We start from the raw sequence: 25,810 nt of genomic DNA, 5'->3' as shown, positions 1-25,810 counted from the left end.
GCAGGAGCAGAAGACTTAAGGGGTCAGATCGTCTGTCTCTACGACCCCGGCGTTTGTCGTGAGCTTTCCATTGCCGAGGCGGGTAGTACTTCGGCAGATCCGCTGAGCAGTTGTTTGCCGCGTCTGCCAATGCTTAGCGCCGCGATCAGGGCAAGGGGAATCCATAGCAGGAACCAGTGCTCCTTGGGGGGGGAGACAATACCTCCGCCCTCAGTAAGTCCTGCCCCGATTCCAAACATCAACCAGCTGGAGGCGAGGATGAACAGTGGCTGTACACGTTGCCGCCAACTGCTTAGCAACCCCCACACCTGGTTGAACACCCAGGGTAGAAAGCCAATAATCCCAACGTAATAGAGGGCGCCCAGAGCAAAGTTATGGGGCTCCTCTAATGTGTATCCAATGCCTGGGTCAAGGCTCAGAGGGGCGTCATAGCCGTAGCCGATCCATGGATGAATGACAATCTGCTCCAGTGCCAGAACCCATAGTTCGAAGCGATAGGAGTCGCCACGGACGGTGATCATCTGCGAAAACACCAGTAGCACACCGAGTCCAGCAACCAGCATGGTGCCTAGCATGACCAGCGAGCGGCGATTCCAGCAGATGAAACCAAGCCAGAGTCCTGCAAGGGATATTGCGACTAGTGGGGTCCTGGAACCGGTGGCGATCAGCGTGGCAAACATGACCGTAAGGGCTGGAATGCTCAGCCACAGCACATGCGGGCGTTTGCAGGTCATGCTGACGGTCATCCAATAGACACAGAAAAAGCCAAATACGTGAGAACTCAGCAATGGGTTGTCGAACGCGCCAGCACCGATCATTCGCATGTCAGGGGTATAGGTCTGCGCGAAGGTGTACAGATTGAAGAGCGAGGCGATCAGGGCAATCACCGCGGCACAAAAGAAAATCGGTTGCAGGCTTTCATTGCGGTAACGCACCAAGAGGCAGCAGCCGATATACAGCATCAAGGTGTGCAAAGGGGGTTTTATCAGGCCCAGTCTGCCGTCAGTGGTCGTGCTCCAGACCAGGCTGAGTACCGCCCAGAGGAGGAATATCAACATGCCGATAAACAGCGGCTCACGCAGCAGGCCTTTCAGCTCTCTTGGTCGTAGACAAACGGCCAGGAGTGTCGGGATGCTGAACAAACCGTAGAAAAGCTTGTGGTGAACACTGTGCCCAGGGAGAAAGAACAGGCCACTCAAAAGCAGTAGGTAGCCGACAGGCAGTACCCACAGGCAAATGAAATCGAATGCTCTGTTTGAAAAATTACTGAAACCGCTGAATTGCATATTAAAAATTCGTTCCAAAGGAGTGTTCACCCAATTAGCGTTGGAGCTACTCGCTGATAGACCTTGCCTCAGCAGGAGAGCGCCAGCTTTTCTACGAGTGTGCCGCGCTTCCAGTCATGAACGCTGTGTTCGCTGTAACCGGCGAAGAAGAGGGCGCCTTGTTCCTGAAGTAACCATTCATGGTCATTGTGGTAGCGGCGCATGTGCTGGAAATTGCGCAGGCACCGGCTTTTGCGCAGAGGACGGCGCAGGGTGCGCATGTCTGCGATGTCGATCAGCCCCAGCTCGTTGTCGGACGTCACCACTACGTTGCCCAAGTGCAGCGAGCGGAAATAAATTCCCAAATTATGTAGCTGGGCAACGAAGCGTCCGAACTTCTCCAGTAATACAGGATTGCTGTAATGGGCCGGGTCGGCGATCAATTGCCGCAGTGTCTGGCCGGGCAATGGCTGATAGTGCACGACGTCTCGCGCTATGTCGGAAACCCGGTAGGTGGCCAGTACGTCAGGGCATCGGACGCCGCGCTTTTTGAGTTCCAGAGCGTTGTCGGCGAAGCGTTTGGCATACGGAAAAAATGCCGCCGACGAAATCAGCCGTTTACGCCGGAACAACTTCATGAAGTTGCCGTCTTCAAGGCGCAGAACCTTGTCACCGAAGAAGTCAGCTTCGATCACCTCGGCATCGCTGCGTAAGGCTTGATAGTCAGCGTAAGCGAGTGCGCGCATACAAGCTCCTTCGAAAATGGCCGCCATCATACCCCAGCCTGAGCCCTAGGGCTCAATGGCGCCGGGCTGTGATAGTATCCCGGCTCTCTTTTCCGTGCCGATGACTATGAGTACGCCAGAACAAAGCTCCAGTATGAAAATCTATTTCCGACTGCTGACCTATGTGATGCCTTATGTCGGCATCTTTGCACTCAGCATCCTTGGCTTTGTGATCTTCGCTTCGACCCAGCCCATGCTGGCCGGCATCCTCAAGTATTTTGTCGATGGCCTGAGCAATCCCGAAGCCCCGCTGTTTCCCAACGTGCGCTATCTGCGTGACTTGCAGCTGTTGCAGGCCGTGCCGCTGCTGATTGTGCTGATCGCAGCCTGGCAAGGCCTGGGCTCCTATCTGGGTAACTACTTTCTGGCCAAGGTCTCGCTGGGGCTGGTGCACGATCTGCGCGTCGAGTTGTTCAACAAGCTGTTGGTACTGCCCAACCGTTACTTCGATACGCATAACTCGGGTCATCTGATTTCGCGCATCACGTTCAACGTCACCATGGTCACCGGTGCCGCCACCGACGCGATCAAAACCGTGATTCGTGAAGGCCTGACCGTGGTCTTCCTGTTTATCTACCTGCTGTGGATGAACTGGCACTTGACCCTGGTAATGCTGGCGATCCTGCCCGTTATCGCCTTGATGGTCGGCAGTGCCAGCAAGAAATTCCGCAAGCAGAGCAAGAAGATTCAGGTAGCGATGGGCGATGTGACGCATGTGGCGTCGGAAACCATCCAGGGCTATCGCGTGGTGCGCAGCTTCGGCGGTGAGCGCTATGAAGAGGAGCGCTTCAAGAGTGCCAGCCAGGGCAATACCGACAAGCAGCTGAGAATGAACAAGACCAGCGCGGTGTATACGCCGATGCTGCAGTTGGTCATCTACTCCGCCATGGCGGCGTTGATGTTCCTGGTGCTGTTATTGCGTGGCGATGCGACCCCTGGTGATCTGGTGGCCTATATTACCGCCGCCGGTCTGCTGCCCAAGCCGATCCGTCAGCTGTCGGAAGTCAGCTCGACGATCCAGAAAGGCGTTGCGGGTGCGGAAAGCATCTTCGAGCAGCTGGACGTCGAACCGGAACTCGACAACGGGACTGTCGAACGTGAGCGCGTCACCGGTCATCTGGAAGTGCGCAACCTGAGCTTCACCTACCCGGGTACCGAGCGGCAAGTGTTGAAAGACATCAGCTTCACGGCTGCTCCAGGGCAGATGGTCGCGCTGGTGGGCCGCTCAGGCAGCGGTAAGTCGACCCTGGCGAGCCTGATTCCGCGCTTTTATCACCACGGTACGGGCGAAATTTTGCTCGATGGCGTTGAAATCGAAGAGTACCGCCTGCGCAACTTGCGTCGGCATATCGCTCAGGTCACCCAGCACGTCACCCTGTTCAACGACAGCGTCGCCAACAACATCGCATACGGTGATCTGGCGGGTGCTCCGCGGGCCGAAATCGAAGCGGCGGCGGCCGATGCCTATGCCAAAGAGTTCGTCGAGCAGTTGCCAGAAGGCTTCGACACCCAGGTCGGTGAGAACGGTGTGCTGCTGTCCGGTGGCCAACGCCAGCGCCTGGCGATTGCCCGGGCCTTGCTCAAGAACGCGCCACTGTTGATCCTCGATGAGGCAACCTCGGCGCTGGATACCGAGTCCGAGCGTCATATTCAAGCGGCGCTGGATCAAGTCATGAGGGGGCGCACGACGCTGGTCATCGCGCACCGTCTGTCGACCATTGAGAAGGCCGATCTGATTCTGGTCATGGATCAGGGGAGCATTGTCGAGCGCGGGACCCATGCCGAGCTGCTGGCTCAGAATGGCTACTACGCGCGGTTGAATGCCTTGGGCCTGGATGAGCCGGTGGCAGCTGCCGGTATCGCCTGATACCGGCTGATACCGCATTCGCAGGCAAGCCTGCTCCCACAGGTTGGTTGTGATCCCTGTGGGAGCAGGCTTGCAACTACGCGTCCCGCTGCGAATAGTTTGATGCGGTGCACATGACACACCCGGTTGCAGGGTTCGCACGTCAGCCAGCGCCTACAGATGGTGGTGCGCCAACCCTGTGCTAAGATTCGGCCCCTGTTCATTCTTAGTTACGGGTTGTTCGATGAAGTTGTCCATGCCGCGTTTCGATCAAGCGCCTGTCTTGGTGGTTGGCGATGTCATGCTCGACCGTTATTGGCATGGCGGTACCTCACGGATTTCACCGGAGGCGCCGGTGCCAGTGGTCAAGGTCGAGCAAATCGAGGATCGTCCGGGCGGTGCCGCCAACGTTGCCTTGAACATTGCGGCCCTGGGTGCGCCTGCCTCGCTGGTGGGAGTGACCGGGGAAGATGAGGCGGCCGAAAGTCTGGCCAATAGCCTGAAAGCGGCCGGCGTGACCGCGCGTTTTCAGCGCATCGCCCATCAGCCGACCATCGTCAAATTGCGGGTCATGAGTCGTCACCAGCAATTGCTGCGTATCGATTTCGAAGAACCGTTCGCCACCGATGCGCTGGCGCTGAGCGTAGACGTCGAAGACATGCTCGACGGCATCAAGGTGCTGGTGCTGTCCGACTACGGTAAAGGTGCGCTGAGAAACCACCAAGTGCTGATCAAAGCTGCGCGTGATCGGGGTATTCCGGTCCTGGCTGACCCCAAAGGCAAGGATTTTGCGATCTATCGCGGCGCCAGCGTGATCACGCCGAACCTCAGTGAGTTCGAAGCCATCGTCGGTCATTGCGTCGATGAGGCCGAACTGGTCGCCAAGGGCGCACAGTTGATGAGCGAGCTGGAGTTGGGTGCGCTGCTGGTGACCCGCGGTGAGCACGGTATGACCTTGCTGCGTCCCGACCATCCGGCCCTGCATTTGCCCGCCCGTGCCCGTGAAGTGTTCGATGTCACCGGTGCCGGCGATACCGTTATTTCTACCCTGGCGGCGGCGATTGCTGCCGGCGAAGAACTGCCGCACGCCGTTGCGCTGGCCAATCTGGCCGCTGGCATCGTGGTCGGCAAACTGGGTACGGCGGCTATCAGCGCACCTGAATTGCGCCGGGCGATCCAGCGTGAAGAAGGTTCCGAGCGTGGTGTGCTGAGCCTCGATCAATTATTGCTGGCAATCGATGACGCGCGGGCACACAAAGAATCGATCGTGTTCACCAACGGCTGCTTCGACATTCTCCACGCCGGACATGTGACCTATCTGGAGCAGGCGCGTGCGCAAGGTGATCGATTGATCGTGGCGGTCAATGATGATGCGTCCGTCAGCCGCCTGAAAGGCCCGGGACGACCGATCAACAGTGTCGACCGGCGCATGGCTGTGCTGGCCGGACTCGGCGCGGTGGATTGGGTGATCAGCTTCCCTGAAGGCACCCCGGAAAACCTGCTGTCCCACGTCAAGCCTGACGTGCTGGTCAAGGGCGGTGACTACGGCATCGATCAAGTGGTCGGCGCTGAGATCGTTCAGGCCTATGGCGGCAAGGTGAAGGTGCTGGGGCTGGTGGCAAACAGCTCGACCACTGCGATTGTCGAGAAAATCCGCAGGCAGTAACTGTGGGGACAGCTGTCTTCTGTAGGAGCTGCCGAAGGCTGCGATCGACCGGGAACCGGTCGCTTTCTTGAGACCGCTGAAGGTCGTGCCGACCTTTTCGCAGCCTTCGGCAGCTCCTACAGGGACCGTGTTTGCTGCGCGACAGACGGGGCGTGATCTCCTACAGGGGTACTGCTGATCAATTGTGGGAGCAACGTTTGATCACTTGCTCAGGGAGCTACGCGCCAGCTCCAGCAGTTGCCGGGCTTTGTTCGTCAGGCGCTTGAGGCCATTCTTCTTTGCTGGCGCGCTCAAACCTTGTTGCCTGAGCCAGTCCTTCCAGCGAATCCGCTCGTCTTTCACCACCCAGCCCTGCTGCGGCGCAAAGCTCTCTGCCAGATACAGGCCGCGCGTGCTGGCCGGTTGCAGCTTGTCGCGCTTGAGGGTGTATAGCTCAGGCTTAGGCAGGCCATTTTCCAGCGGCATCAAATACAGGTCGGGGCGACTGCGGTTCAGCCGTGCCACCAATTGATCGTTTTCCAGGCTCTCATCAACGTGGAACAGACTTAGGGGTCGCGCCTCTCTGGGCACATCCAGGCGCATGTCGTAAATCAGTTGCAGCGACGCCGTGGGCAAATGCACGTAGGCGCGCGGGCGTTCCATCAGGGTCATGTTGCCGCAGCGCACCGGCCTGGCCGCGCCGGACAGAGGGCTCAAACGAAAGGGCATGGCCTCACGATAGTGCAGCGCCGCGGCATACGGCGCCGGGAGCCAGGTGTCGTGGAAGCGCCCGCTCAGCCAGCCTTGTGGGGTTTCGATCAGGCACTCTTCAGCGACTTCCTGAATGGCGGTGTGCAGTGGCAGGTTCAGTTCATGCGCGGGCACGTAGCCTGAAATCAACTTCAGCACCACGTCGCCACGGTCCTGCCGACGCTGCCTGACCAGCACCCAGTAATCGCGGTTTTGCCAATTCAGTGTCAGCCGTACCGATACCCCGAGGTTGGCAAGATCCACAGAAAAACGCTCGGTATCGGCAAGCTCGATCTTGCGTCGGCGTTGCAGGGTCTGGGCGAAATTCAACGGCATGCCGACGCTCTGATAGCTCAGGCCTTCGGGTGTAGCTTCGACAAATAGCGGCAGGGTTTTAAAGTTGCTGGGGTTTTTCCGAATCAACGTTCGCGGCATGTCGGCTCCTTCGTGCGTTGGGGTCGGCCACCGCCTGGATCAGGTTTGACGGCGAATCACGGCGGCGGCAGTTGCCACGTTATGGGCCAGGTGCAGCGGGTTAATGGTCCCGACAATAGCACTGGCGACACCCGGATGGTCAAACAGCAACTGGAAGCTGGCTTGAACCGGGTCGACGCCGGGGCTCAGGCAAACATGACCGCTGGCCAGCGCCTTCTTCACCAGGATGGCTTTGCCATGACTGGCGGCGTAGTCCAGTACCGGCTTTTCGCTTTGTTCGTTGAGATTGTAGGTGATCATTGCGCAATCGCCTTCGCGCAAGGCCAGTAAACCGCCTTCGACGGTTTTGCCCGAGAAACCATAGCCGCGAATCTTGCCCTGTTGCTTGAGTTCCGCCAGCGTCTGATACACCTCCGAGTCGTTGAGCACCGCCAGATCATTGCCGTCGGAATGGACCAGCACCAGGTCGATGAAGTCGGTCTCCAGGCGCTTGAGGCTGCGTTCCACTGACAGGCGCGTGTGTGCGGCGCTGAAGTCGTGGCGCGACTGGCCGCCTTCGAACTCCTCGCCGACCTTGCTGACGATTACCCATTCCTGACGCTGGCCGCGCAATAGCGGGCCGAGGCGCTCTTCGCTGGTGCCGTAGGCCGGGGCCGTGTCGATCAGGTTGATGCCCAGATCTCGGGCCAGTTTGAGCAGCATCCGCGCTTCTTGATCGTTGGGGATCGTGAAGCCGTTGGGGTATTTGACGCCCTGGTCACGGCCCAGCTTGACGGTGCCTAGCCCCAGTGGGGAAACGCTCAGGCCGGTGCTGCCCAGCGGTCGATGCAGTTCGTGCAGGGTTTTCATGGCAGCAGTTGATCCCAGACCGGTTGCGCCATGGGCGGTTTCGGCAGGCCGACCAACGGCGACTGCGGTGTTGGATGGATGTCGTCGTGGGCCAATGCAGCCAGCACCCGATCAGCAAAATCAGGGGCCAGTGCGAGCTTGGTCGGCCAACCCACCATCAGGCTTTGTTGCACCGAGAGATACGCGTTGTCCGGGCGCACCAGGCCAGACTGCGCCGGCTCTGCCCGATCGACGCGCAAGGTCGCCCACTGCGCCTGGCTGAGATCGACCCACGGCAGCAAGTTGCCGAGTTCTTTTTTCGCCGCCGCGATTTGTGCTGCAGGCTCGCGGGCGACACCATCGGCTTCGGCCAGATCGCCACCCAAGTACCAGACCCATTGACCATCGGCCGCCGGGTGAGTGGTGACGGTGACCCGGGGTTTTGGCCCGCCGCCCAGGCAATGGGCATACAACGGCTTCAAGGTCGGCCCTTTGACCAACACCATATGCAGCGGACGGCGTTGCATGGTGGGGTGGTCCACTCCCATGGATTTCAGCAGCTCGGCGTTACCGGCACCGGCGCTCAAGACCACGCGCTGAGCGTGGATCTCGCGACCATCGACCCGCAGGCCGATCAGTTCTTTACCATTGAGCGCGCCACCGTTGGGCGCCCCACTCGCATACAGCGGCTCGATTTTTTCACCGGCCAGCAGGCTGTCGCCAGACAGTTCGGCAAGACGTTCGATCAGGCTCGGTACATCGATAACCAGTTCGGCCAGACGATAGACCTTGCCCTTGAAGCCAGGGTTCTGCAGCGCGGGCGGCAGTTCAATGCCCGTGACTTGATCGACGCGGCCACGCACGGCCTTGCTGGCGAAGAAACTGGTGAGGTTGCCGGCGAGGGTGCCGGGCGACCACAAATAATGCGCTTCGGACAGCAGGCGCACGCCAGACAGGTCCAGTTCGCCTTTACCTGCCAAGGCTTCACACCAGCGGCGGGGCATGTCGGCGATCGCCTCGGAAGCGCCGCTCAACGCGCCGTGCAGGGCGTATTTGGCGCCGCCGTGGATGATCCCCTGCGACTTCAAGCTTTGCCCGCCGCCGAGGCTGGCGCTTTCCACCAAAACTGTCGAGAACCCTTGGCGACGCAGGCGCGCATTGAGCCAAAGGCCGGCAACGCCGGCACCGACGATCAGTACGTCAGTGGTCATAGCGGATGGAGTGAGCGCAGATGGCATGGGCGACCTCGGTGGCTAAACGGATGTCGCCATTATAGGGGATCGCGTTTTCAATGCCCGGCGGTTTTCGAGAACAGTTGAATCACCACCACGCCGGCGACGATCAAAGCCATGCCAGACATCGCCGGCACGTCGAGTTTCTGCCCATAAATGAACAGCGCCGCGATGCTGACCATGACGATACCCATGCCTGCCCAGACTGCGTAGGCGACACCCACTGGAATGCTGCGCACCACCAGCGTCAGCATCCAGAACGCAATGCCGTAACCGACGATCACCAGCAGCAACGGTAACGGTGTACTAATGCCTTTGACGGCTTTCATCGAGACGGTGGCGATTACTTCGGCGCAGATGGCGATGGCCAGGTAGTAGTAGGCAGTCATGGTGCAGCTCCTCTTCAATAGCTGCGCATTCTAGAGACTGAGCAGATGGGGTAAAGTCATTACCTATCTTTCTGGCCGATAGGTTGGTGTGCCTTGCAGTGGAATCTCGAGCAAATCCGTTTATTCGTCAGCGTTGCCGAACAGCGCTCGTTCTCGGCGGTGGCGCGGGATCTGAAACGTGCGCAGTCAGCCGTCAGCAGTGCCATCGCGTTATTGGAAGCAGACTTGGGTGTCAACCTGTTCGACCGCAGCAGCGGCCGACAACCGCGTTTGACTGAGGCCGGCGGCGCGCTGCTTGAAGAGGCGCGGGAGCTGTTGCGCCAGTGTGAGCGTCTGGATGGTCGGGCGCTTGCGTTGATGCGCGGCCAGGAAGCCTGTTTGCGACTGGCTCACGACGAAGCCATGCCTTATCAGCCGGTGCTCGACAGCCTCGAAGCGCTGGCCGAACGCTTCCCCAGTGTCGAGGTGCAACTGGCCAGCGGCGCCCAGGGCGACGTGGCTCGCAAGCTGGTGGAGCGTCGTGCTGATCTGGGTTTGTTGTTTCACCATGAGCAAATGCCCGAAGCCCTGGAGCGCCGGGTGCTGGGCAGCGTCGAAATGGTGACGGTCTGTGCAGTAGGTCATCCCTTGGTCAACGAGTCTCGGGTCAGTCGTCAGCAGTTGGGGCGCCACAGGCAGCTGTTGATCGCGCCGCAGCAAAGCGGTTATCCCGGTGGCGAGCAGATCAGTGCTCGGGTCTGGCGGGCCGACAGTTTTTATGTGATGGCCGAATTGCTCATGCGCGGCCTCGGCTGGGCCTGGCTGCCGCGGCATGTGGTGCAGTACCCGGCGTACCAGAATCTGATGGTCGAGCTGACCAGCGACTGGACGCCACCGGCCCTGGTGGTAGAAATGGTCTGGCGCCGAGACGAGCCACTCGGTCCGGCTGCTCGGTGGCTGGCCGAATGTTTTGCCCGGCATTTGCAGGCGATTGGCTGATAAACTCCGCCGCCATGAATAGAACTCTTTATACCCTGCTGCTTCATCTCGGTTTGCCCTTGGTCGCTCTGCGCCTGTGGTTGCGGGCACGCAAGGCCCCGGCTTACGGACAACGGATCGGCGAGCGGTTCTCGTTCGGTCTGCCACCGATGCTGCGCGGCGGCATTTGGGTGCATGCGGTGTCGGTGGGCGAAAGCATCGCTGCGGCGCCTATGATCCGTGCCTTGTTGGCGCGTTATCCACAGCTGCCGATCATCGTCACCTGCATGACGCCGACCGGTTCGGAGCGGATCGAAGCGTTGTTCGCGGGTGAGCCACGCATTCAACATTGCTATCTGCCCTACGACTTGCCCTGGGCGGCCGGGCGTTTTCTTGATCATGTCCAGCCTCGGCTCGGGGTGATCATGGAAACCGAGCTGTGGCCCAACCATATCCACCAATGCACCAAACGCGGGATTCCTGTGGTGCTGGCCAATGCGCGGCTGTCCGAGCGCTCGGCGCGGGGTTATGGGCGTATCGCCAAACTGACCCGGCCGATGCTCGCCGAGATGAGCGGGTTTGCCGTGCAGACCGAAGCCGAAGCGCAGCGCCTTCGTGATTTGGGCGCGCGGCCCGAATGCGTCGAGGTCACCGGTTCGATCAAGTTCGATTTGAGCATCGACCCTCAATTGTTGGTCCGTGCTGCTGAGCTGCGTGAGCAATGGCACGCCAGCCAGCGCCCGACGTGGATCGCGGCCAGCACCCATGCTGGCGAAGATGAAATCGTGTTGGCGGCCCATCGACAATTGCTCGTCAGCCATCCCGACGCCTTGTTGATCCTGGTGCCGCGCCACCCTGAGCGCTTCAACAGCGTCCATGAGTTGTGTCAGCAGGGGTTCGAGACGGTTCGCCGCTCGACGGCGCAACCGGTCACTGCGACCACCTCAGTGCTGTTGGGTGACACCATGGGTGAGTTGCTGTTTCTGTACGCCTTGGCCGATTGTGCGTTCGTCGGCGGCAGCCTGGTGCCCAACGGCGGGCATAACCTGCTGGAGCCTGCTGCGTTGGCCAAGCCGGTCTTGAGCGGTCCGCACCTGTTCAATTTCCTGGAAATCGCCGGGCTGCTGCGCTACGCCGGAGCGCTGGAAGAAGTGATCGATGCCGCGGGTTTGGCGATTGCGGTGCAGCGCCTGTTCGATCAGCCGGTAATTGCGCGCAACATGGCCGATGCCGGCCTGAAAGTGATGCACGCCAATCAGGGCGCGTTGCAGCGGTTGCTGGATATGTTGGGGCGGGTTTCCGGTCTGTAAGACCGCATCCAGTTATTCGCAGCGGGACGCGTAGTTGCAAGCCTGCTCCCACACAGGCTGTGTGAAAACCTGACGATCATGTTTCAAACCAACGCCCCGACTTGTCGGGGCGTTGGTTTTTGGCCTTTGATCCCGAAATCATCGCTGTTCGTTTTCACGTCGCCGGGACAAAGCGTTTTGAGCGCTCCATGGCCAGTCCTGGGACGTTTGTCAGGCGCAAAAAAAGGCTGCTTAGCCCATCTTCGCCATCATTTCACGCGCACCCAGCACATTGATCGCCCTTTTAAAGTTATAGGCAAGCACCGCCAGCGACATCTCTATTCGCGCGCCTTTCAGTTGGCGTAGCAAGAACCGTCCATTGCCCATGATCCATTGCTTGAGGTTGCCGAAGGGGTGTTCAACGATGGACCTTCGTTCAACCATCTTCTCCGGATGCGCCTGCATGCGCTGCTCCATTCGCTCAAAAGCGGCCTCATGCGCATGCCGCGTTACTTTCCGGCGGGAGGTCTTGGTGCACTGACTTTTCAGCGGGCAGTGGGCGCAGTCACTGGGCAGTGCGTGGTAAATACGCGTGCCGCGATTCAGTTGCGTCAGCGTCAGTAGCTTGCCATTCGGGCACCGGTACTGATCGTCCAGGGCCTCATACGTAAACTGGGTGCGGTCAAAGAATTTTACGTCCCCGCCCCGCGTGTTGATCGTTCGATTCAGCGGCACATACGCCGTGATACCCGCGTCTTCACAGGCCTGGAATTGTTTGCCGTGGGAATATCCGGCATCGGCCACTACCGTCAGCTCTGACTGTTGCAGTACTTCTTTAGCCGCTTTGGCCATGGGTTCAAGCTGTTTGCGGTCATCGCCGTCCTGAGTCACTTCGTGGTGCAGGATCAAGCCGTTCTCGGCATCCACCGCCGTCTGCACGTTGTACGCCACGGCCATGCCTTGCGGCGCCCGCATCATCCGCGCCTCGCTTTCGGTGCTGATGAACTGCTCGACTTCCAGCGCCTTCATCACCTGCTGACGGGTCAGGTTGTTGTCTCGTTTGTTGCTCAGACGGGCCAAAGCGGCTTTGACTTTCTGCTTATCCACAGGCTGATCGGCGTCGTCTTTGTCCGCCCGATCAAGCTCCGCCAGGTACTGGGTAATCTTCTTGTTCAGTATTTCCTCATCGCGCTTAAGGTGCTTGAGGCTCATATGACGGCGCTTGGAGGCCACGGCTTTGAATTTGCTGCCGTCGATAGCAACCAGCTTGCCGGCGATTAGCCCCACTTCACGGCAAAAAAGAATGAAGAGTCGGCAGATGGCGGCGAATGCGGCACCGTTGTCTCTGCGGAAATCGGCGATGGTTTTGAAGTCAGGTGCGAGCTGATTGAGCAGCCACATGACTTCGATGTTGCGCAGGCATTCGGCTTCGAGGCGGCGTGACGAACGGATGCTGAGGAAATAGCCGTAGAGATAAAGTTTGAGCAGGTCTGCCGGATCATAGGGCGGGCGCCCGTTGCCCTTGAGGACAGCCTTGTCGAATCCCAGCTCCCGCAGATTGAGCTGGGTGACATAGGCATCAATGACTCTGACCAAGTGGTCTACCGGAATGGATTCTTCCAGCGACACCGGAAAAAGACTGCTCTGATCGCGCGCTATGCCTTGGATGTATGCCACAAAAATGCCCCCAATCTTCCGATGAAGGCATTTTCTTAGACCGTTGCAAGAATTGCCAGGTTTTCACACAGTCTGCACAGGTTTTGTGTTCGCCGAATATCCCATGTAGGAGCGCGCTTGCCCGCGATCGGCTGCGTAGCAGTCGCAAAATCAGCGAACTCGATTCTGGCAGTAGAACTGTGCTCAGCATTTTCGGGACCGCTTCGCGGTCCATCGCGGGCAAGCGCGCTCCTACATTGACCGTGTTTGCTGCGCGACAGCGCGGCGTCGAAGACGGGGCGGCCCTCTTACAGAGGGCGCGTGATCAATACCCCGAAGGCTTCTCGAAGTTCTTGGCGGCTTCCTTGGCCAGGTCAGGCGGCAGGAAGTCTTTGTCCGGGTTGTAGTCGGCTTTGAGATAGCGTGACAAGTCCTGCAGGTCACCCGGGTTCAACGTGCCGGCCGCCTGCTTCAGGCGCAGGTTGTCGAGGATGTAGTCGTAGCGCGTGTTGTTGTAGTCACGCACCGAACTGTACAGCTGGCGTTGGGCGTCGAGCACGTCGACGATGTTGCGCGTCCCCACCTGATAACCGATTTCGGTTGCCTCCAGCGCGCTCTGGCTGGAGATGATCGATTGCTTGCGCGCCTGGACCTGCTCGACATCGGTGTTCACTGCGCGGTGCAGGTTGCGAGTGTTCTCCACCACCTGACGGCGCAGGCTTTCGCGTTGCTGCTCGCTCTGGCTCAGGCGTGAATAGGCTTCGCGCACCTGCGAGCTGGTCAAACCGCCACTGTAGAGCGGGATGTTCAGCTCAACGCCGACGCTGCTCTGTTCCACGCTGCCGCTATAGTTCTGGCCAGTAAAGTTGGGGTTGCTGAAGCCAAACGCGTCGTTATCGCCGCGCTTGTAGGAAGCAACGGCGTCGAGGGTCGGCGCGTGCCCGGCCTTGCGTTGGCTCAGGGTTTCTTCAGCGGCCGTCACCGCGTAATTGCTGGCGAGCAGATTCAGGTTCTGTTGCGAAGCTGTGTCGACCCATGCCTTGGCGTCATTAGGCGTTGGCGCCAGCACCGGCAGGGTGTGGACGATGCCTTCGATGGAGTTGTATTCGCGGTTGGTCAGGGTCATCAGCGCCTGGAAGGCATCGTCGACCTGACGTTGAGCGGTGATTCGGTTGGCGCGTGAGGTGTCGTAGCTGGCCTGGGCTTGCAGTACGTCGGTCTTGTCCGACAGGCCGACGTCGAAGCGCTCATTGGCTTGATCCAGCTGGCGCTTGAACGCTGCTTCCTCAGCCTTGGTCGAGGCCAGGTTGTCCTCGGTGCGCAGGACGGTGAAGTAATCCTGGGCACTCTGCAAAATCAGATTCTGTTCGGTCGCGGAAAGCTGCAGCATCGCTTGTTCGTCGACCGCCTTGGCCGCCTGAAACTGGAACCAGCGATCGGCGCGGAAGATGGGCTGGCTCAACGTCGCTTGATAGAGATTGCCGCTACGGCTGAAGGTCGATGATGGCTGATCGATCTGGGTGCGGGTGTTTTGCGTGCTTGCCCCGGCAGACAGGTTCGGGAGCAGCCCGGCGCGGGCCTGGGGCACGACTTCTTTTTGGGCCGCGTAATTGTCGCGAGCGGCAGCCAGGTCGGAGTTGTTATTCACGGCCTCTTCGTAAACGTTGACCAGGCCGGTCTTGGTCGACAAAGGCATATCTGCCGCCCAGATCATTCCGTTGGAAGCACAAGACACGGCAAGGGCCAGTGAAAGTTTGCGCAGCATGAGGCGTTCCCTAGAGTGAATAATTCGCGTAGCGAGTGTAGTGCGCGAGGTTGTCCGCAACAATCCTGCATAACCGCCATTTATCGAGCGATATACAACGATGTTGGCGTTCTGCTCGTGTCTTGACTAGACTGGCGACGTTCTTGTCGGGGTGCCTTGCTGTAAGGCTGAGATCGGTTAATCCGGATCCCGTTGAACCTGATCAGGTTAGCGCCTGCGTAGGGAACAAGATTTCTCGTCTCCCGGCGAGTCCTCTTGAGTGTCGTCCGGGGTCGATTGTTCAAAAAATGAACAGCAGCGCCTCCTTCCGATGTTCAGCGCCAGTCCTGGTGCGTCCGTGCCTTTCAGGTTTGCTCCGACAATTAATCCGCCGCTGGATGATGTCTGGAGAGTCCGTGATGAGTACAAAATCAAAAAACACAGCCAACCTTAGCGACTCGGCCCAAGTCGACTCGGGATCGGTTCAACCGTTTACCCGCTCGCAAAAAATCTATGTTCAGGGTTCACGCCCGGACATTCTGGTGCCGATGCGGGAAGTAAGCCTGGACGTGACGCCGACCGATTTCGGCGGCGAGATCAATGCGCCCGTGGTGATTTACGACACCTCAGGCCCGTACACCGACCCCAACGTGATCATCGACGTGCGCAAAGGCCTGGCGGACGTGCGTTCGCCGTGGATCGAATCGCGTAATGACACCGAACGTCTGACAGGTCTGAGTTCCAACTTCGGCCAACAGCGCCTGAGCGATGCCGAACTGACCGCGCTGCGCTTCGCCCATGTGCGCAACCCGCGTCGGGCCAAGGCGGGCGCCAACGTCAGCCAGATGCACTACGCGCGTCAGGGCATCATCACCGCCGAGATGGAATACGTCGCCATCCGCGAAAACATGAAGCTGCAGGAAGCCCGCGCCGCCGGCCTGTTGACCCAGCAACACGCCGGTCACAGTTTCGGTGCCAGTGTTCCGAAAGAAATCACCGCTGAATTCGTGCGCGAAGAAATCGCCCGCGGTCGCGCGATCATTCCGGCCAACATCAACCACGTCGAGTTGGAGCCGATGATCATCGGTCGCAACTTCCTGGTGAAGATCAACGGCAACATCGGCAACAGTGCGTTGGGTTCTTCCATCGAAGAAGAAGTCGCCAAGCTGACCTGGGGTATTCGCTGGGGTTCTGACACGGTCATGGACCTGTCCACCGGCAAACACATTCACGAAACCCGTGAATGGATCATCCGCAACTCGCCAGTGCCAATCGGTACCGTACCGATCTATCAGGCGCTGGAAAAAGTTGGTGGCGCGGCCGAAGACCTGACCTGGGAACTGTTCCGCGACACCTTGATCGAGCAAGCCGAGCAAGGCGTCGATTACTTCACCATTCACGCTGGCGTGCTGTTGCGTTATGTACCGCTGACCGCCAAGCGCGTGACCGGGATCGTCAGCCGTGGTGGTTCTATCATGGCCAAGTGGTGTCTGGCGCATCACCAGGAAAACTTCCTGTACACCCATTTCGAAGACATCTGCGAAATCATGAAGGCCTACGACGTCAGCTTCTCGCTGGGCGACGGCCTGCGTCCGGGTTCGATTGCCGACGCCAATGACGCGGCGCAATTCGGTGAGCTGGAAACCCTTGGCGAACTGACCAAAATCGCCTGGAAGCACGACGTGCAGACCATGATCGAAGGCCCGGGCCACGTCCCGATGCAGTTGATCAAAGAAAACATGGATAAGCAGCTGGAATGCTGTGACGAGGCGCCGTTCTACACCCTCGGCCCGCTGACCACCGACATCGCACCGGGCTACGACCACATCACCTCGGGCATCGGTGCGGCCATGATCGGTTGGTTCGGTTGCGCCATGCTCTGCTACGTCACGCCTAAGGAACACTTGGGCCTGCCGAACAAAGATGACGTGAAGACCGGGATCATCACCTATAAAATCGCGGCCCACGCGGCGGACCTGGCCAAAGGGCATCCTGGCGCGCAGATTCGCGACAACGCCTTGAGCAAGGCGCGGTTCGAATTCCGTTGGGAAGACCAGTTCAACCTGGGTCTCGACCCGGATACCGCACGCTCTTATCACGATGAAACCCTGCCGAAGGATTCGGCCAAGGTCGCGCATTTCTGCTCCATGTGCGGGCCGAAGTTCTGCTCGATGAAAATCACCCAGGAAGTCCGTGAATACGCGGCCAACCAGCGGATCGAAACGGTGGACGTGGCCGTTCAGGAAGGGTTGCGCGAGCAGGCCGAGCGCTTCAAGCAGGAAGGTAGCCAGCTGTACAAAAAGGTTTGATCTACCTGTGACAAATCCCCTGTAGGAGCGGGCTTGCTCGCGATAAGGTCGGGACGACCTTCAATGCTCTCTGCGACCGCTTCGCGGTCGATCGCAGGCAAGAACTAGGCGTCCCCCCGCTCCTACAGGTTTTGAGTGCATCGCCCCTCTGAGTTAACACCTGTGACTATTTCAACCAATACCTACTCCCCCGATCTCGCGGTGCCTATGGGCAAGCGTGTGTTCGGCGGGCGTGATTTGTTTTCCCTGTGGTTTTCCCTCGGCATTGGCCTGATGGTCCTGCAGACCGGTGCGTTGCTGGCGCCGGGGCTGGGCTTGTGGGGATCATTGCTGGCGATTTTTCTGGGCACTGCCGTCGGTGTTTTGCTGTTGGCTGCCGTTGGCGTGATCGGCACGGATACCGGACTTTCGTCCATGGCCGCGCTCAAGCTCAGCCTCGGCACCCGTGGCGCATCGCTGCCGGCGGTGTTGAACCTGCTGCAACTCGTGGGTTGGGGCGCTTTCGAGATCATCGTCATGCGTGATGCAGCCAGTCTGCTGGGCGCGCGGGCGTTCGCCGAGGGCAGTCTGTGGGCCAACCCTTTGCTCTGGACATTGCTGTTCGGCGCCTTGGCCACCTTGCTGGCCGTCAGCGGGCCGTTGACCTTTGTCCGTCAGATATTGCGCAAATGGGGCATCTGGCTGCTGCTGGCAGCGTGCCTGTGGTTGACCTGGAACCTGCTGACCAAGACCGATCTGTCCGCGTTATGGTCGCGGGCCGGTGACGGTTCGATGCCGTTTGCCGTGGGCTTCGATATCGCCATCGCCATGCCGCTGTCCTGGCTGCCGCTGATCGCCGATTACTCACGCTTCGGCAAGCGCGCCCAAAGTGTCTTCGGTGGTACGGCGCTGGGCTTTTTCATCGGAAACTTCTGGCTGATGAGCCTGGGCGTGGCTTATACCCTGGCGTTCGCGCCGAGTGGTGAGATGAATGCCTTGCTGCTGGCCTTGTCCGGTGCCGGGTTGGGCATTCCGCTGTTGTTGATCCTGATCGACGAATCTGAAAACGCTTTCGCCGATATTCACTCGGCAGCGGTGTCCAGCGGGATTCTGCTGCGCATGAAGGTCGAGCATCTGGCCTTGGCCATCGGCGTGATCTGCACCCTGATCGCCTGCTTTGCACCGCTGGCGCAGTACCAGAACTTCTTGCTGCTGATCGGTTCGGTGTTCGCACCGTTGTTCGGCGTGGTGCTGGTCGATCACTTCATCCTGCGCCGCCGCAGCAGCCAGATGGCGACGGTCGGCTTTCGCTGGATGACGCTGTTGGCATGGCTGGGTGGCGTCAGCACCTATCACCTGTTGGCCAATCTGTACCCCGATGTAGGGGCAACACTGCCAGCCCTGATCGTGGCTGGCGTGTTGCAGCTGCTGCTGGGCCGGGTTTTCAGCCGCGGACCGGGAACAGTTCCGGCTTGAGAATGCCATTGAGCTGAAGGTAAGAAATGTTCAGCTCAATGTGGCCCATGGTGTAAGGGGCGATAGTTGTCACGGGGTATTTGAGGATCACCCCGCCATACGTCAGGGCGATGTTCGGCGTTTTTTGGAACGGCCACGCCTTCACGAACTCGGCATCCTGGTCGACCTTGCTGGTGATCATCCAGCCTTTATGGGCTTGTTGTGCTGTCAGCCAAAACGCCTCTTCCTGACCCGGCAACAGCATGTCTTGCAGGGTCAGCGCCTTGTGTTGCTGGCGGGAATAGTTGATGAACCCGCGACCGGGGGTGCCATGTTCACCGTCGGTTTCCAGATAACTGGACAGTTCGACGATCACCAGACCGTCATGCTGCTCCCGTACTTTGGCCTGCAAATAGCTGTTGTTGCTGCTCGGCGCCTCACGCAGAAATTGCTCTTCATAAGCTTTGAGCGAGACCGGCAACGATGCGGCTGGCGAGTTGCGGGTCATTTGCAACAGTGATCTTTCGACCAGACTGTCGAGTGTCGGCTCGTCGGGAAAGTGCACGGTATCGATATTCACCAAGGGGCAGTCAGCCACGGTGCAGCCTGGCTTGATCTGTTCCGAGACATCACGCTGCACATCCAGCGGCGCGCGGAGGTTGGGCTGGAACAGGCTTTGGCAGGCGCCTAGCGTCAGCGCGAGGCCGGCCAGTGAAATGATCCTCAAAAATGACATGGTGATCCTTGGCAGTAACAAAAAAGGCGAGTTGACGTGCTTCGACTGCAAGCAGCTCCATCAGTTCGCCACTAGGCTAATTAGAAGTTGTTTCCGGGCCGGCCGTCTACCCCGGTTGCCTCAACGGCATGTTCAAGGGGCTGCATCCTGGGAAAGAGCGCGTTAGGATGGCGCGAAGCCGAGCGGGCCCTTAGTGAGAACTCCATGACTGATATGAGCAAGTCCGTCCCGACGGCGGTGGAAATTACCCAGCGTGAAAACTGCTTCAAGGGTTTTTACCGGCTGGATCGCCTGCACCTGCGTCACGAGCTGTTCAATGGCGGCATGAGCCGCGAAATCAGCCGTGAATTGTTCGTGCGTCACGACGCAGTGTGCGTCCTGCCGTACGACGTCAAACGTGACGAAGTGGTGCTGATCGAGCAGTTCAGGGTCGGTGTGCTCGGCAAAGTCGACAATCCGTGGCTGATCGAACTGGTCGCCGGGCTGATCGACAAGGATGAGCAACCAGAAGAGGTTGCCCACCGCGAAGCAGAAGAGGAAGCTGGACTTACTTTCAGTGCGATGTTGCCGATCACCAAATACTTTCCATCGCCGGGCGGCAGTAGTGAATTCGTTCACCTGTACCTGGGGCATTGCGACAGTGAGGGGGCGGGTGGGGTACACGGACTGGAGTCGGAAGGAGAAGATATTCGCGTGTCGGTCTGGGCATTGGAAGATGCATTGCAAGCCGTGCGTGATGGACGAATTTTCAATGCCGCCACCCTTATTGCTTTGCAATGGCTGGCATTGAACCGGGCTGAAGTCAGGGGGCTATGGTCGTGAATCCTGTGCGCGAGCGCTACCGTGTTGACCTTGTCGGGCTGCAAGCTGCCTGTGAGGCCAACTATGCGCGCTTGATGCGGCTGCTCCCCGACATGCGCAACGAGCAACGCTCGCGTCGGGTGGCCGTGACCCAAGGCGATCAAATGCTCGGCGTGCTGGCGGTCGAAGTGCTGCTGGATTGCCCGTATACCACCACCCTGCAAGTACGGCAGGAGCACAGCCTGCCATGGCTGCCGGTGCCCAAGCTGGAAGTGCAGGTCTACCACGACGCACGTATGGCCGAAGTCATCGGTGCCGAACACGCCCGCCGATTCCGCGGCATTTACCCGTATCCCAATGCCGACATGCACCAGCCGGATGAAAAAGCTCAGCTCAATTTGTTTTTGGGTGAGTGGCTGAGCCATTGTCTGGCGTGTGGGCATGAGTTTGAGGTGGTGCGCTGAGCGTTTTTCCACGCACACGCTGACAAACGCTATTCATTAGAAGCTGCTTTGTAGAATGTGAGGCAGGTCTTGTTGACGGGGTTACCCTCGCGACCGCCAAACAGCATAATCGTGTCCAAATAGCTCAAGGAGACGGCCTTGCCGAGCGCCCCCATCCCTACCGCTGACGTTTCAGTCACGCTGGTCCAGCTTTCCGACAGCCACTTGTTTGCCGATGCAGGGGGCAAGTTGCTGGGTATGAATACCCGTGACAGCCTGAATAAGGTAATCGAACGGGTCTTGGCCGAGCAGCCTCGGATTGATTTACTGATCGCCAGCGGCGACTTGTCGCAGGACGGCAGTGTCGAGTCCTATCAGGCGTTTCGCCACTCCAGTGCGCAGATTTCTGCACCGACACGCTGGTTTCCTGGCAATCACGACGAATTGCCGGAAATGGCCGAAGCCGCGCAGCAAAGTGAATTTCTGGCACCGGTGACCGATGTGGGTCAGTGGCGCATTACCCTGTTGGACTCCTCTGTACCTGGCTCAGTGCCCGGTTATTTGCAGGACCAGCAGTTGCAATTGCTGGCTCAGTCGTTGAGCGAAGCGCCCGAACGCCATCATCTGGTTTGCTTGCATCATAATCCGGTGCCGATAGGTTGCGCCTGGATGGACCCCATCGGCCTGCGTAACCCCGACGCGCTGTTCGCAGTGCTCGACCGATTCCCGCAAGTGCGCGCTGTGCTCTGGGGTCATGTCCATCAGGAATACGATCAGTTGCGCAATGGCGTGCGCCTGCTGGCCACGCCGTCCACCTGCATTCAGTTTGCGCCGGGCAGTGTCGAGTTCAAGGTCGACAGCAGCGCGCCAGGCTATCGCTGGCTGCGTCTGCACGCGGACGGCGGCCTTGAAACAGGCGTCTCACGGGTAGAAGGGCTGGACTTTGAGGTGGACTACGGTGGTGAAGGTTATTGAACGATCCGTCTTGAATTGACTGGGAAACATCTGAGGGCGAGTCATCCGGCGGTAGTCCCTGTAAACTCCGTGTTTTTGCATGCGATCAAGAGTTTTCAGGAGGGGATATGACCGGCGAACACTCCACACTGCTGTATATCCATGGCTTGAACAGCTCACCGCTGTCGAAAAAGGCCAGCCAGCTATCGGCTTTGATGCAAGCCCTTGGCCTTGGCGAGCATTTGCGGGTGCCGGCGCTGCATCATCACCCGCGTCAGGCCATCGCTCAGTTGGAAGCGTTGATAACCGAACTGGGCCGGCCGCTGCTGGTCGGCAGCTCCCTCGGCGGCTACTATGCCACTCACTTGGCTGAGCGCCACGGCCTCAAGGCTGTGCTGATCAACCCGGCGGTCACGCCGCATCGGCTGTTCGACGGGTTTCTCGGTACCCAGCAGAATCTTTACAGCGGCGAAAGCTGGGAATTGACCCACGACCACGTGCAGGCCCTGGCCGAACTGGAAGTGCCTGCCCCGCAGGACCCGCAGCGTTTTCAGGTGTGGTTGCAGACTGGGGACGAAACCCTGGATTACCGCAGCGCCCAGACGTATTACCGGGCATGTGCCTTGCGCATTCAGGCTGGCGGCGACCACGGTTTCCAGGGCTTCGCCGAGCGATTACCGGCGTTGCTGAGTTTTGCAGGCTTCGCGCCAGAGCTGCTGCAGGCGATTGATTTGTCTGTGCTTTGATAGAACAACACGAGAACACATAGGGACCCCTGTAGGAGCTGCCGAAGGCTGCGATAAGATCCAGAGTCCACGACTGCTCCGCAGCCGATCGCAGCCTCCGGCAGCTCCTACAAGTCTTGATACTCCGTAATTTCATGAATAACTGACGACGAGACCCCATGGCCAATCCCAGCGCTAGCTCTTATAACGCAGACGCCATCGAAGTCCTCTCGGGCCTCGACCCGGTCCGCAAACGCCCGGGCATGTACACCGACACCACGCGGCCGAACCACCTCGCCCAGGAAGTCATCGACAACAGCGTCGACGAAGCCCTCGCCGGACATGCGAAATCGGTGCAGGTGATCCTGCACGCCGACAACTCACTGGAAGTGTCCGATGACGGTCGCGGCATGCCGGTGGACATTCACCCCGAAGAGGGGGTGTCGGGCGTCGAGCTGATCCTCACCAAGTTGCACGCGGGCGGCAAGTTCTCGAACAAGAACTACCAGTTCTCCGGCGGCCTGCACGGCGTGGGGATTTCCGTGGTGAACGCGCTTTCAAACCAGGTCCGGGTCCGGGTCAAGCGCGATGGCAACGAATATGAAATGACCTTTGCCGATGGCTACAAGGCCAGCGAGCTTGCAGTGATCGGCACGGTCGGCAAACGCAATACCGGGACCAGCGTGTATTTCGCCCCGGACCCTAAATACTTCGACACGCCTAAATTTTCCGTCAGTCGCCTCAAGCATGTGCTCAAGGCCAAAGCGGTATTGTGTCCGGGGCTGCTGGTCAGCTTCGAAGACAAAGCCACCGGCGAGAAAATCGAATGGCATTACGAAGACGGTTTGCGTTCCTACCTGCAAGATTCCGTCAGCGAGTTTCTGCGCCTGCCGGATGAGCCATTCTGCGGCAGTTTCGCCGGCAACAAAGAAGCTATCGACTGGGCATTGCTCTGGTTACCCGAGGGTGGCGACAGCGTTCAGGAAAGCTACGTCAACCTGATTCCCACTCAGCAAGGCGGTACCCACGTCAACGGCCTGCGTCAGGGCCTGCTCGACGCCATGCGCGAGTTCTGTGAGTTCCGCAACCTGCTGCCACGCGGCGTCAAGCTGGCGCCGGAAGACGTCTGGGAACGGATCGCCTTCGTCCTGTCGATGAAAATGCAGGAACCGCAGTTCTCCGGCCAGACCAAAGAGCGGCTGTCTTCCCGCGAAGCGGCGGCGTTCGTCTCCGGCGTGGTCAAGGATGCGTTCAGCCTGTGGCTCAACGCCAACTCTGAGCTGGGCATGCAACTCGCCGAACTGGCGATCAACAACGCTGGCCGTCGCCTTAAGGCGAGCAAGAAAGTCGAGCGCAAACGCATCACCCAAGGCCCCGCGCTGCCGGGTAAGCTGGCCGACTGCGCCGGGCAAGACCCAATGCGTTCCGAGCTGTTTCTGGTCGAGGGTGATTCCGCTGGCGGATCGGCCAAACAGGCGCGAGACAAAGAGTTTCAGGCGATTCTGCCGTTGCGCGGCAAGATCCTCAACACCTGGGAAGTCGATGGCGGCGAAGTACTCGCCAGCCAGGAAGTGCACAACATTGCCGTCGCCATCGGCGTCGATCCGGGTGCTGCCGATATAAGCCAGCTGCGTTACGGAAAAATCTGCATTCTCGCCGACGCCGACTCCGATGGCCTGCACATCGCCACCTTGCTCTGCGCTTTGTTCGTTCAGCACTTCCGTCCGCTGGTGGACGCTGGGCACGTGTACGTCGCGATGCCGCCGCTGTACCGGATCGACCTGGGCAAAGAGATCTACTACGCGTTGGACGAAGCCGAGCGCGATGGCATTCTCGATCGTCTGGTCGCCGAGAAGAAGCGCGGCAAACCGCAGGTCACCCGATTCAAAGGTCTGGGCGAAATGAACCCACCGCAGCTTCGCGAAACCACCATGGACCCGAACACCCGGCGTCTGGTCCAGCTCACGCTGGATGATTACGCGGCCACCTCGGAAATGATGGACATGCTGCTGGCGAAAAAACGCGCTGGCGACCGCAAGACCTGGCTCGAATCCAAAGGCAATCTGGCCGAGGTTCTGACTTGATGCGAGGCTGGCTCGCAGCGTTATTGCTGATCGCGTCACCGGTATTCGCAGAACCGCTGCCTGAACTGAAGTTACTGTCCGAGCACGCTGTCGATGGCATGGTCGGCGGTAATCTCTCGGGGCTGGCATCGTGCAATGGCGAGCTGTGGACGGTATCGGATCGCGATGATGCCTTGCTCTATCGGCTTGATACCTCCGCGACGGTGTGGAAAGCCGAGGCGAACGTCATTGATGTGCCGCCGGTGCCAGACAGTGGTTTGTCCTTTAGTTTGCGTTCGCTGGCTAAGGCGTCGTCACTCGTTCGCGGGGGCGATCTGGATTTCGAAGGCGTGACCTGTGACGCAGTGGGTAATCGTTATCTGGTCAGTGAGGCGCATGCGGCGGTGCTGCAAGTGCCGGTCTCCGGCTCACCGAACTGGCTGAAACTGCCGCCGAGTCTGGTCCGTGAGGCGCGGGCCAGTGGCATGCTGCGGCACTTCAATGCAATCTTCGAAGGCATTGCGATCAACCCGGCCGGGGATCGACTCTGGCTGGCGGCCGAGCGCGAAAAGCGCGGATTGCTGGTGGTGCATCGTGATCAGACTGCCTGGAGCTGCAAGGGTGGCTGCGTAATCTTCAGTGAAGCAGGGACTCAAACGATGCCGGCGCAAATGGGCAGCCGTAAAGTCTCGCGAGACTTTTCCGACCTGTCGCTGTTCGAAGGCAAGCTGTTTACCCTGGAACGCGCCGCATACCGGGTTTGCCGTCGCGATCTGGACACCGGTAAGGTCGAGCGTTGCTGGTCGTTCGCCGACGATGCGTTGGTGCCAGAGAAGCGTTATTCGCAGCCCTATGGTCTGGCTGAAGCGTTGGTCATCGACGCAGATGGCGCCTGGATTGGTGTCGACAACAATTTTGGCGCACGGGCCGACGGCGAGAAACGCCCGATTGTCTGGCGTTTTGCGGCACCCAAGGATGGCTGGAGCGCCAAGCCATGAGTCAGCAGCCTCCCGGCAAACGCGCCGGTCGCGTGCTGTTGATTCTGGCGTGGGGCGCAGGGCTGTTTCTGGCCACGCGCTTTTTCGGGCAATGGGAGCAACGTCAGGAAAACCCTAACGCGGTGGTGACGTCGCAACATGGCGATGGCTATATCCAGGTTCTATTGTTGAGCAACGGCCAAGGCCATTTCGTCGGCAATGCCCAGATCAATGGCCAGCCTGTGCAGTTTTTACTCGATACGGGTGCCACCGACGTAGCGATCCCTGCCGACATGGCGGACACATTGCATCTCAAGCGCGGTATGCCGGTGAAGACCAACACCGCCAACGGCCCGGCCCAGGGCTTTCGGACCACCGTGGAGCACTTGCAGATTGGCGACATCGTCCTGCATGACGTGCGCGCCCTGGTGTTGCCCGGCCTGGAAGGCGAACAAATACTGCTGGGCATGAGCGCAATGAAACAACTTGAATTCACCCAGCGCGGCGGCACCATGCTGCTGCGCCAGACCACGAAATGATGAGGCTT

The 25,810-nt window shown here is 59.4% G+C and carries 21 protein-coding genes, 1 pseudogene and 1 riboswitch; of the genes and pseudogenes, 13 read left to right on the top strand and 9 right to left on the bottom strand.

Features of this window, described 5'->3' with window-relative positions; genetic code table 11:
- Positions 1–18: 18 nt before the first annotated feature.
- Positions 19–1,286: pseudogene (locus tag AC1MEE_RS23105) on the bottom strand (O-antigen ligase family protein); the annotation flags it as partial.
- Between the two features lie 68 nt (positions 1,287–1,354).
- Positions 1,355–2,011, bottom strand: a complete 657-nt coding sequence (locus AC1MEE_RS23100; RefSeq protein ID WP_480411839.1) for a lipopolysaccharide kinase InaA family protein — start codon at positions 2,009–2,011, stop codon at positions 1,355–1,357.
- Between the two features lie 100 nt (positions 2,012–2,111).
- On the opposite strand from AC1MEE_RS23100, the gene msbA reads away from it, so the two are divergent.
- Together msbA and hldE are read left to right on the top strand one after the other, a co-directional pair.
- Entirely contained in the window at positions 2,112–3,917 is a 1,806-nt protein-coding gene (msbA, locus tag AC1MEE_RS23095; RefSeq protein WP_480416316.1) for a lipid A export permease/ATP-binding protein MsbA, read from the top strand.
- Positions 3,918–4,140: 223 nt separating this feature from the next.
- Entirely contained in the window at positions 4,141–5,562 is a 1,422-nt protein-coding gene (gene hldE, locus AC1MEE_RS23090) for a bifunctional D-glycero-beta-D-manno-heptose-7-phosphate kinase/D-glycero-beta-D-manno-heptose 1-phosphate adenylyltransferase HldE (RefSeq protein WP_480411838.1), read from the top strand.
- 201 nt (positions 5,563–5,763) lie between these two features.
- On the opposite strand, the gene AC1MEE_RS23085 is transcribed toward hldE, so the two are convergent.
- The 4 genes from AC1MEE_RS23085 to AC1MEE_RS23070 are packed head-to-tail and all read right to left on the bottom strand — an operon-like array spanning position 5,764 to position 9,175.
- Entirely contained in the window at positions 5,764–6,726 is a 963-nt protein-coding gene (locus AC1MEE_RS23085; RefSeq protein ID WP_480411837.1) for a metal ABC transporter ATPase, read from the bottom strand.
- Positions 6,727–6,765: 39 nt separating this feature from the next.
- A complete protein-coding gene (locus AC1MEE_RS23080) occupies positions 6,766–7,575 on the bottom strand; it encodes an aldo/keto reductase (protein ID WP_480411836.1) in 810 nt (269 codons plus the stop codon).
- Positions 7,572–8,792 (bottom strand): NAD(P)/FAD-dependent oxidoreductase, encoded by a 1,221-nt coding sequence (locus tag AC1MEE_RS23075; protein ID WP_480411835.1) that lies wholly within the window; start codon positions 8,790–8,792, stop codon positions 7,572–7,574. The genes AC1MEE_RS23080 and AC1MEE_RS23075 overlap by 4 nt, the downstream gene beginning before the upstream one ends.
- 50 nt (positions 8,793–8,842) lie before the next feature.
- Positions 8,843–9,175 (bottom strand): DMT family transporter, encoded by a 333-nt coding sequence (locus AC1MEE_RS23070; RefSeq protein WP_480411834.1) that lies wholly within the window; start codon positions 9,173–9,175, stop codon positions 8,843–8,845.
- Between the two features lie 93 nt (positions 9,176–9,268).
- On the opposite strand from AC1MEE_RS23070, the gene AC1MEE_RS23065 reads away from it, so the two are divergent.
- Both AC1MEE_RS23065 and waaA read left to right on the top strand, forming a co-directional pair.
- Positions 9,269–10,153 (top strand): LysR family transcriptional regulator, encoded by an 885-nt coding sequence (locus AC1MEE_RS23065; RefSeq protein ID WP_480411833.1) that lies wholly within the window; start codon positions 9,269–9,271, stop codon positions 10,151–10,153.
- A gap of 14 nt (positions 10,154–10,167) precedes the next feature.
- On the top strand, positions 10,168–11,442 hold the full coding sequence (gene waaA / locus AC1MEE_RS23060) for a lipid IV(A) 3-deoxy-D-manno-octulosonic acid transferase (RefSeq protein WP_480411832.1): 1,275 nt from the start codon (positions 10,168–10,170) through the stop codon (positions 11,440–11,442).
- A gap of 231 nt (positions 11,443–11,673) precedes the next feature.
- Here the strand turns inward: waaA and AC1MEE_RS23055 are convergent, their stop codons facing one another.
- On the bottom strand, positions 11,674–13,098 hold the full coding sequence (locus AC1MEE_RS23055) for an IS1182 family transposase (RefSeq protein ID WP_480410535.1): 1,425 nt from the start codon (positions 13,096–13,098) through the stop codon (positions 11,674–11,676).
- A gap of 304 nt (positions 13,099–13,402) precedes the next feature.
- Positions 13,403–14,842 carry a TolC family outer membrane protein gene (locus AC1MEE_RS23050; RefSeq protein WP_480411831.1) on the bottom strand — a complete coding sequence of 480 codons (1,440 nt, stop codon included), beginning with the start codon at positions 14,840–14,842 and terminating at the stop codon, positions 13,403–13,405.
- Positions 14,843–14,979: 137 nt separating this feature from the next.
- A riboswitch (TPP riboswitch) is annotated at positions 14,980–15,084 on the top strand.
- 156 nt (positions 15,085–15,240) lie between these two features.
- On the opposite strand from AC1MEE_RS23050, the gene thiC reads away from it, so the two are divergent.
- On the top strand, positions 15,241–17,130 hold the full coding sequence (thiC, locus tag AC1MEE_RS23045) for a phosphomethylpyrimidine synthase ThiC (protein WP_480411830.1): 1,890 nt from the start codon (positions 15,241–15,243) through the stop codon (positions 17,128–17,130).
- Positions 17,131–17,337: 207 nt separating this feature from the next.
- Positions 17,338–18,585, top strand: a complete 1,248-nt coding sequence (gene cytX / locus AC1MEE_RS23040; RefSeq protein ID WP_480416315.1) for a putative hydroxymethylpyrimidine transporter CytX — start codon at positions 17,338–17,340, stop codon at positions 18,583–18,585.
- Here the strand turns inward: cytX and AC1MEE_RS23035 are convergent.
- On the bottom strand, positions 18,554–19,300 hold the full coding sequence (locus tag AC1MEE_RS23035; protein ID WP_480411829.1) for a DUF3298 domain-containing protein: 747 nt from the start codon (positions 19,298–19,300) through the stop codon (positions 18,554–18,556). The two genes, cytX and AC1MEE_RS23035, sit on opposite strands and share 32 nt — an antisense overlap.
- Positions 19,301–19,504: 204 nt before the next feature.
- On the opposite strand from AC1MEE_RS23035, the gene AC1MEE_RS23030 reads away from it, so the two are divergent.
- The 7 genes from AC1MEE_RS23030 to AC1MEE_RS23000 all read left to right on the top strand — a co-directional run bounded on the left by AC1MEE_RS23030 (position 19,505) and on the right by AC1MEE_RS23000 (position 25,802).
- The gene (locus AC1MEE_RS23030) at positions 19,505–20,122 is read left to right on the top strand and encodes an NUDIX domain-containing protein (RefSeq protein WP_480411828.1); all 618 of its coding nucleotides are present in this window, start codon (positions 19,505–19,507) and stop codon (positions 20,120–20,122) included.
- A complete protein-coding gene (locus tag AC1MEE_RS23025) occupies positions 20,113–20,565 on the top strand; it encodes a DUF1249 domain-containing protein (protein WP_480411827.1) in 453 nt (150 codons plus the stop codon). Before AC1MEE_RS23030 ends, AC1MEE_RS23025 begins: the two co-directional genes overlap by 10 nt.
- Positions 20,566–20,703: 138 nt before the next feature.
- Positions 20,704–21,519 (top strand): 3',5'-cyclic-AMP phosphodiesterase, encoded by an 816-nt coding sequence (gene cpdA / locus AC1MEE_RS23020; RefSeq protein ID WP_480411826.1) that lies wholly within the window; start codon positions 20,704–20,706, stop codon positions 21,517–21,519.
- A 107-nt stretch (positions 21,520–21,626) separates the two neighbouring features.
- Positions 21,627–22,244: a YqiA/YcfP family alpha/beta fold hydrolase gene (locus AC1MEE_RS23015; protein ID WP_480411825.1), complete on the top strand. Its 618-nt coding sequence runs from the start codon at positions 21,627–21,629 to the stop codon at positions 22,242–22,244.
- Between the two features lie 158 nt (positions 22,245–22,402).
- Complete coding sequence (parE, locus tag AC1MEE_RS23010; RefSeq protein WP_480411824.1) at positions 22,403–24,307, top strand: DNA topoisomerase IV subunit B; 1,905 nt, start codon at positions 22,403–22,405, stop codon at positions 24,305–24,307.
- Positions 24,307–25,284 carry an esterase-like activity of phytase family protein gene (locus AC1MEE_RS23005; RefSeq protein WP_480411823.1) on the top strand — a complete coding sequence of 326 codons (978 nt, stop codon included), beginning with the start codon at positions 24,307–24,309 and terminating at the stop codon, positions 25,282–25,284. The genes parE and AC1MEE_RS23005 overlap by 1 nt, the downstream gene beginning before the upstream one ends.
- The gene (locus AC1MEE_RS23000; RefSeq protein ID WP_480411822.1) at positions 25,281–25,802 is read left to right on the top strand and encodes a retropepsin-like aspartic protease family protein; all 522 of its coding nucleotides are present in this window, start codon (positions 25,281–25,283) and stop codon (positions 25,800–25,802) included. Before AC1MEE_RS23005 ends, AC1MEE_RS23000 begins: the two co-directional genes overlap by 4 nt.
- The last annotated feature ends 8 nt before the right edge of the window (positions 25,803–25,810 follow it).

The sequence above is a fragment of the Pseudomonas sp. ASL3 genome, assembly GCF_056680425.1.
This window is presented reverse-complemented; position numbering and strand designations above follow the sequence as displayed.

Bases quoted from the DNA above. Each gene is read 5' to 3' on its own strand.
- AC1MEE_RS23030 (WP_480411828.1), top strand. From the start codon at position 19,505: ATGACTGATATGAGCAAGTCCGTCCCGACGGCGGTGGAAATTACCCAG.
- AC1MEE_RS23050 (WP_480411831.1), bottom strand. From the start codon at position 14,842: ATGCTGCGCAAACTTTCACTGGCCCTTGCCGTGTCTTGTGCTTCCAAC.
- thiC (WP_480411830.1), top strand. From the start codon at position 15,241: ATGAGTACAAAATCAAAAAACACAGCCAACCTTAGCGACTCGGCCCAA.
- AC1MEE_RS23035 (WP_480411829.1), bottom strand. From the start codon at position 19,300: ATGTCATTTTTGAGGATCATTTCACTGGCCGGCCTCGCGCTGACGCTA.
- cytX (WP_480416315.1), top strand. From the start codon at position 17,338: ATGGGCAAGCGTGTGTTCGGCGGGCGTGATTTGTTTTCCCTGTGGTTT.
- AC1MEE_RS23015 (WP_480411825.1), top strand. From the start codon at position 21,627: ATGACCGGCGAACACTCCACACTGCTGTATATCCATGGCTTGAACAGC.
- AC1MEE_RS23000 (WP_480411822.1), top strand. From the start codon at position 25,281: ATGAGTCAGCAGCCTCCCGGCAAACGCGCCGGTCGCGTGCTGTTGATT.
- AC1MEE_RS23100 (WP_480411839.1), bottom strand. From the start codon at position 2,011: ATGCGCGCACTCGCTTACGCTGACTATCAAGCCTTACGCAGCGATGCC.
- parE (WP_480411824.1), top strand. From the start codon at position 22,403: ATGGCCAATCCCAGCGCTAGCTCTTATAACGCAGACGCCATCGAAGTC.
- msbA (WP_480416316.1), top strand. From the start codon at position 2,112: ATGACTATGAGTACGCCAGAACAAAGCTCCAGTATGAAAATCTATTTC.
- hldE (WP_480411838.1), top strand. From the start codon at position 4,141: ATGAAGTTGTCCATGCCGCGTTTCGATCAAGCGCCTGTCTTGGTGGTT.
- AC1MEE_RS23025 (WP_480411827.1), top strand. From the start codon at position 20,113: ATGGTCGTGAATCCTGTGCGCGAGCGCTACCGTGTTGACCTTGTCGGG.
- AC1MEE_RS23005 (WP_480411823.1), top strand. From the start codon at position 24,307: ATGCGAGGCTGGCTCGCAGCGTTATTGCTGATCGCGTCACCGGTATTC.
- AC1MEE_RS23080 (WP_480411836.1), bottom strand. From the start codon at position 7,575: ATGAAAACCCTGCACGAACTGCATCGACCGCTGGGCAGCACCGGCCTG.
- waaA (WP_480411832.1), top strand. From the start codon at position 10,168: ATGAATAGAACTCTTTATACCCTGCTGCTTCATCTCGGTTTGCCCTTG.
- AC1MEE_RS23085 (WP_480411837.1), bottom strand. From the start codon at position 6,726: ATGCCGCGAACGTTGATTCGGAAAAACCCCAGCAACTTTAAAACCCTG.
- AC1MEE_RS23070 (WP_480411834.1), bottom strand. From the start codon at position 9,175: ATGACTGCCTACTACTACCTGGCCATCGCCATCTGCGCCGAAGTAATC.
- AC1MEE_RS23075 (WP_480411835.1), bottom strand. From the start codon at position 8,792: ATGCCATCTGCGCTCACTCCATCCGCTATGACCACTGACGTACTGATC.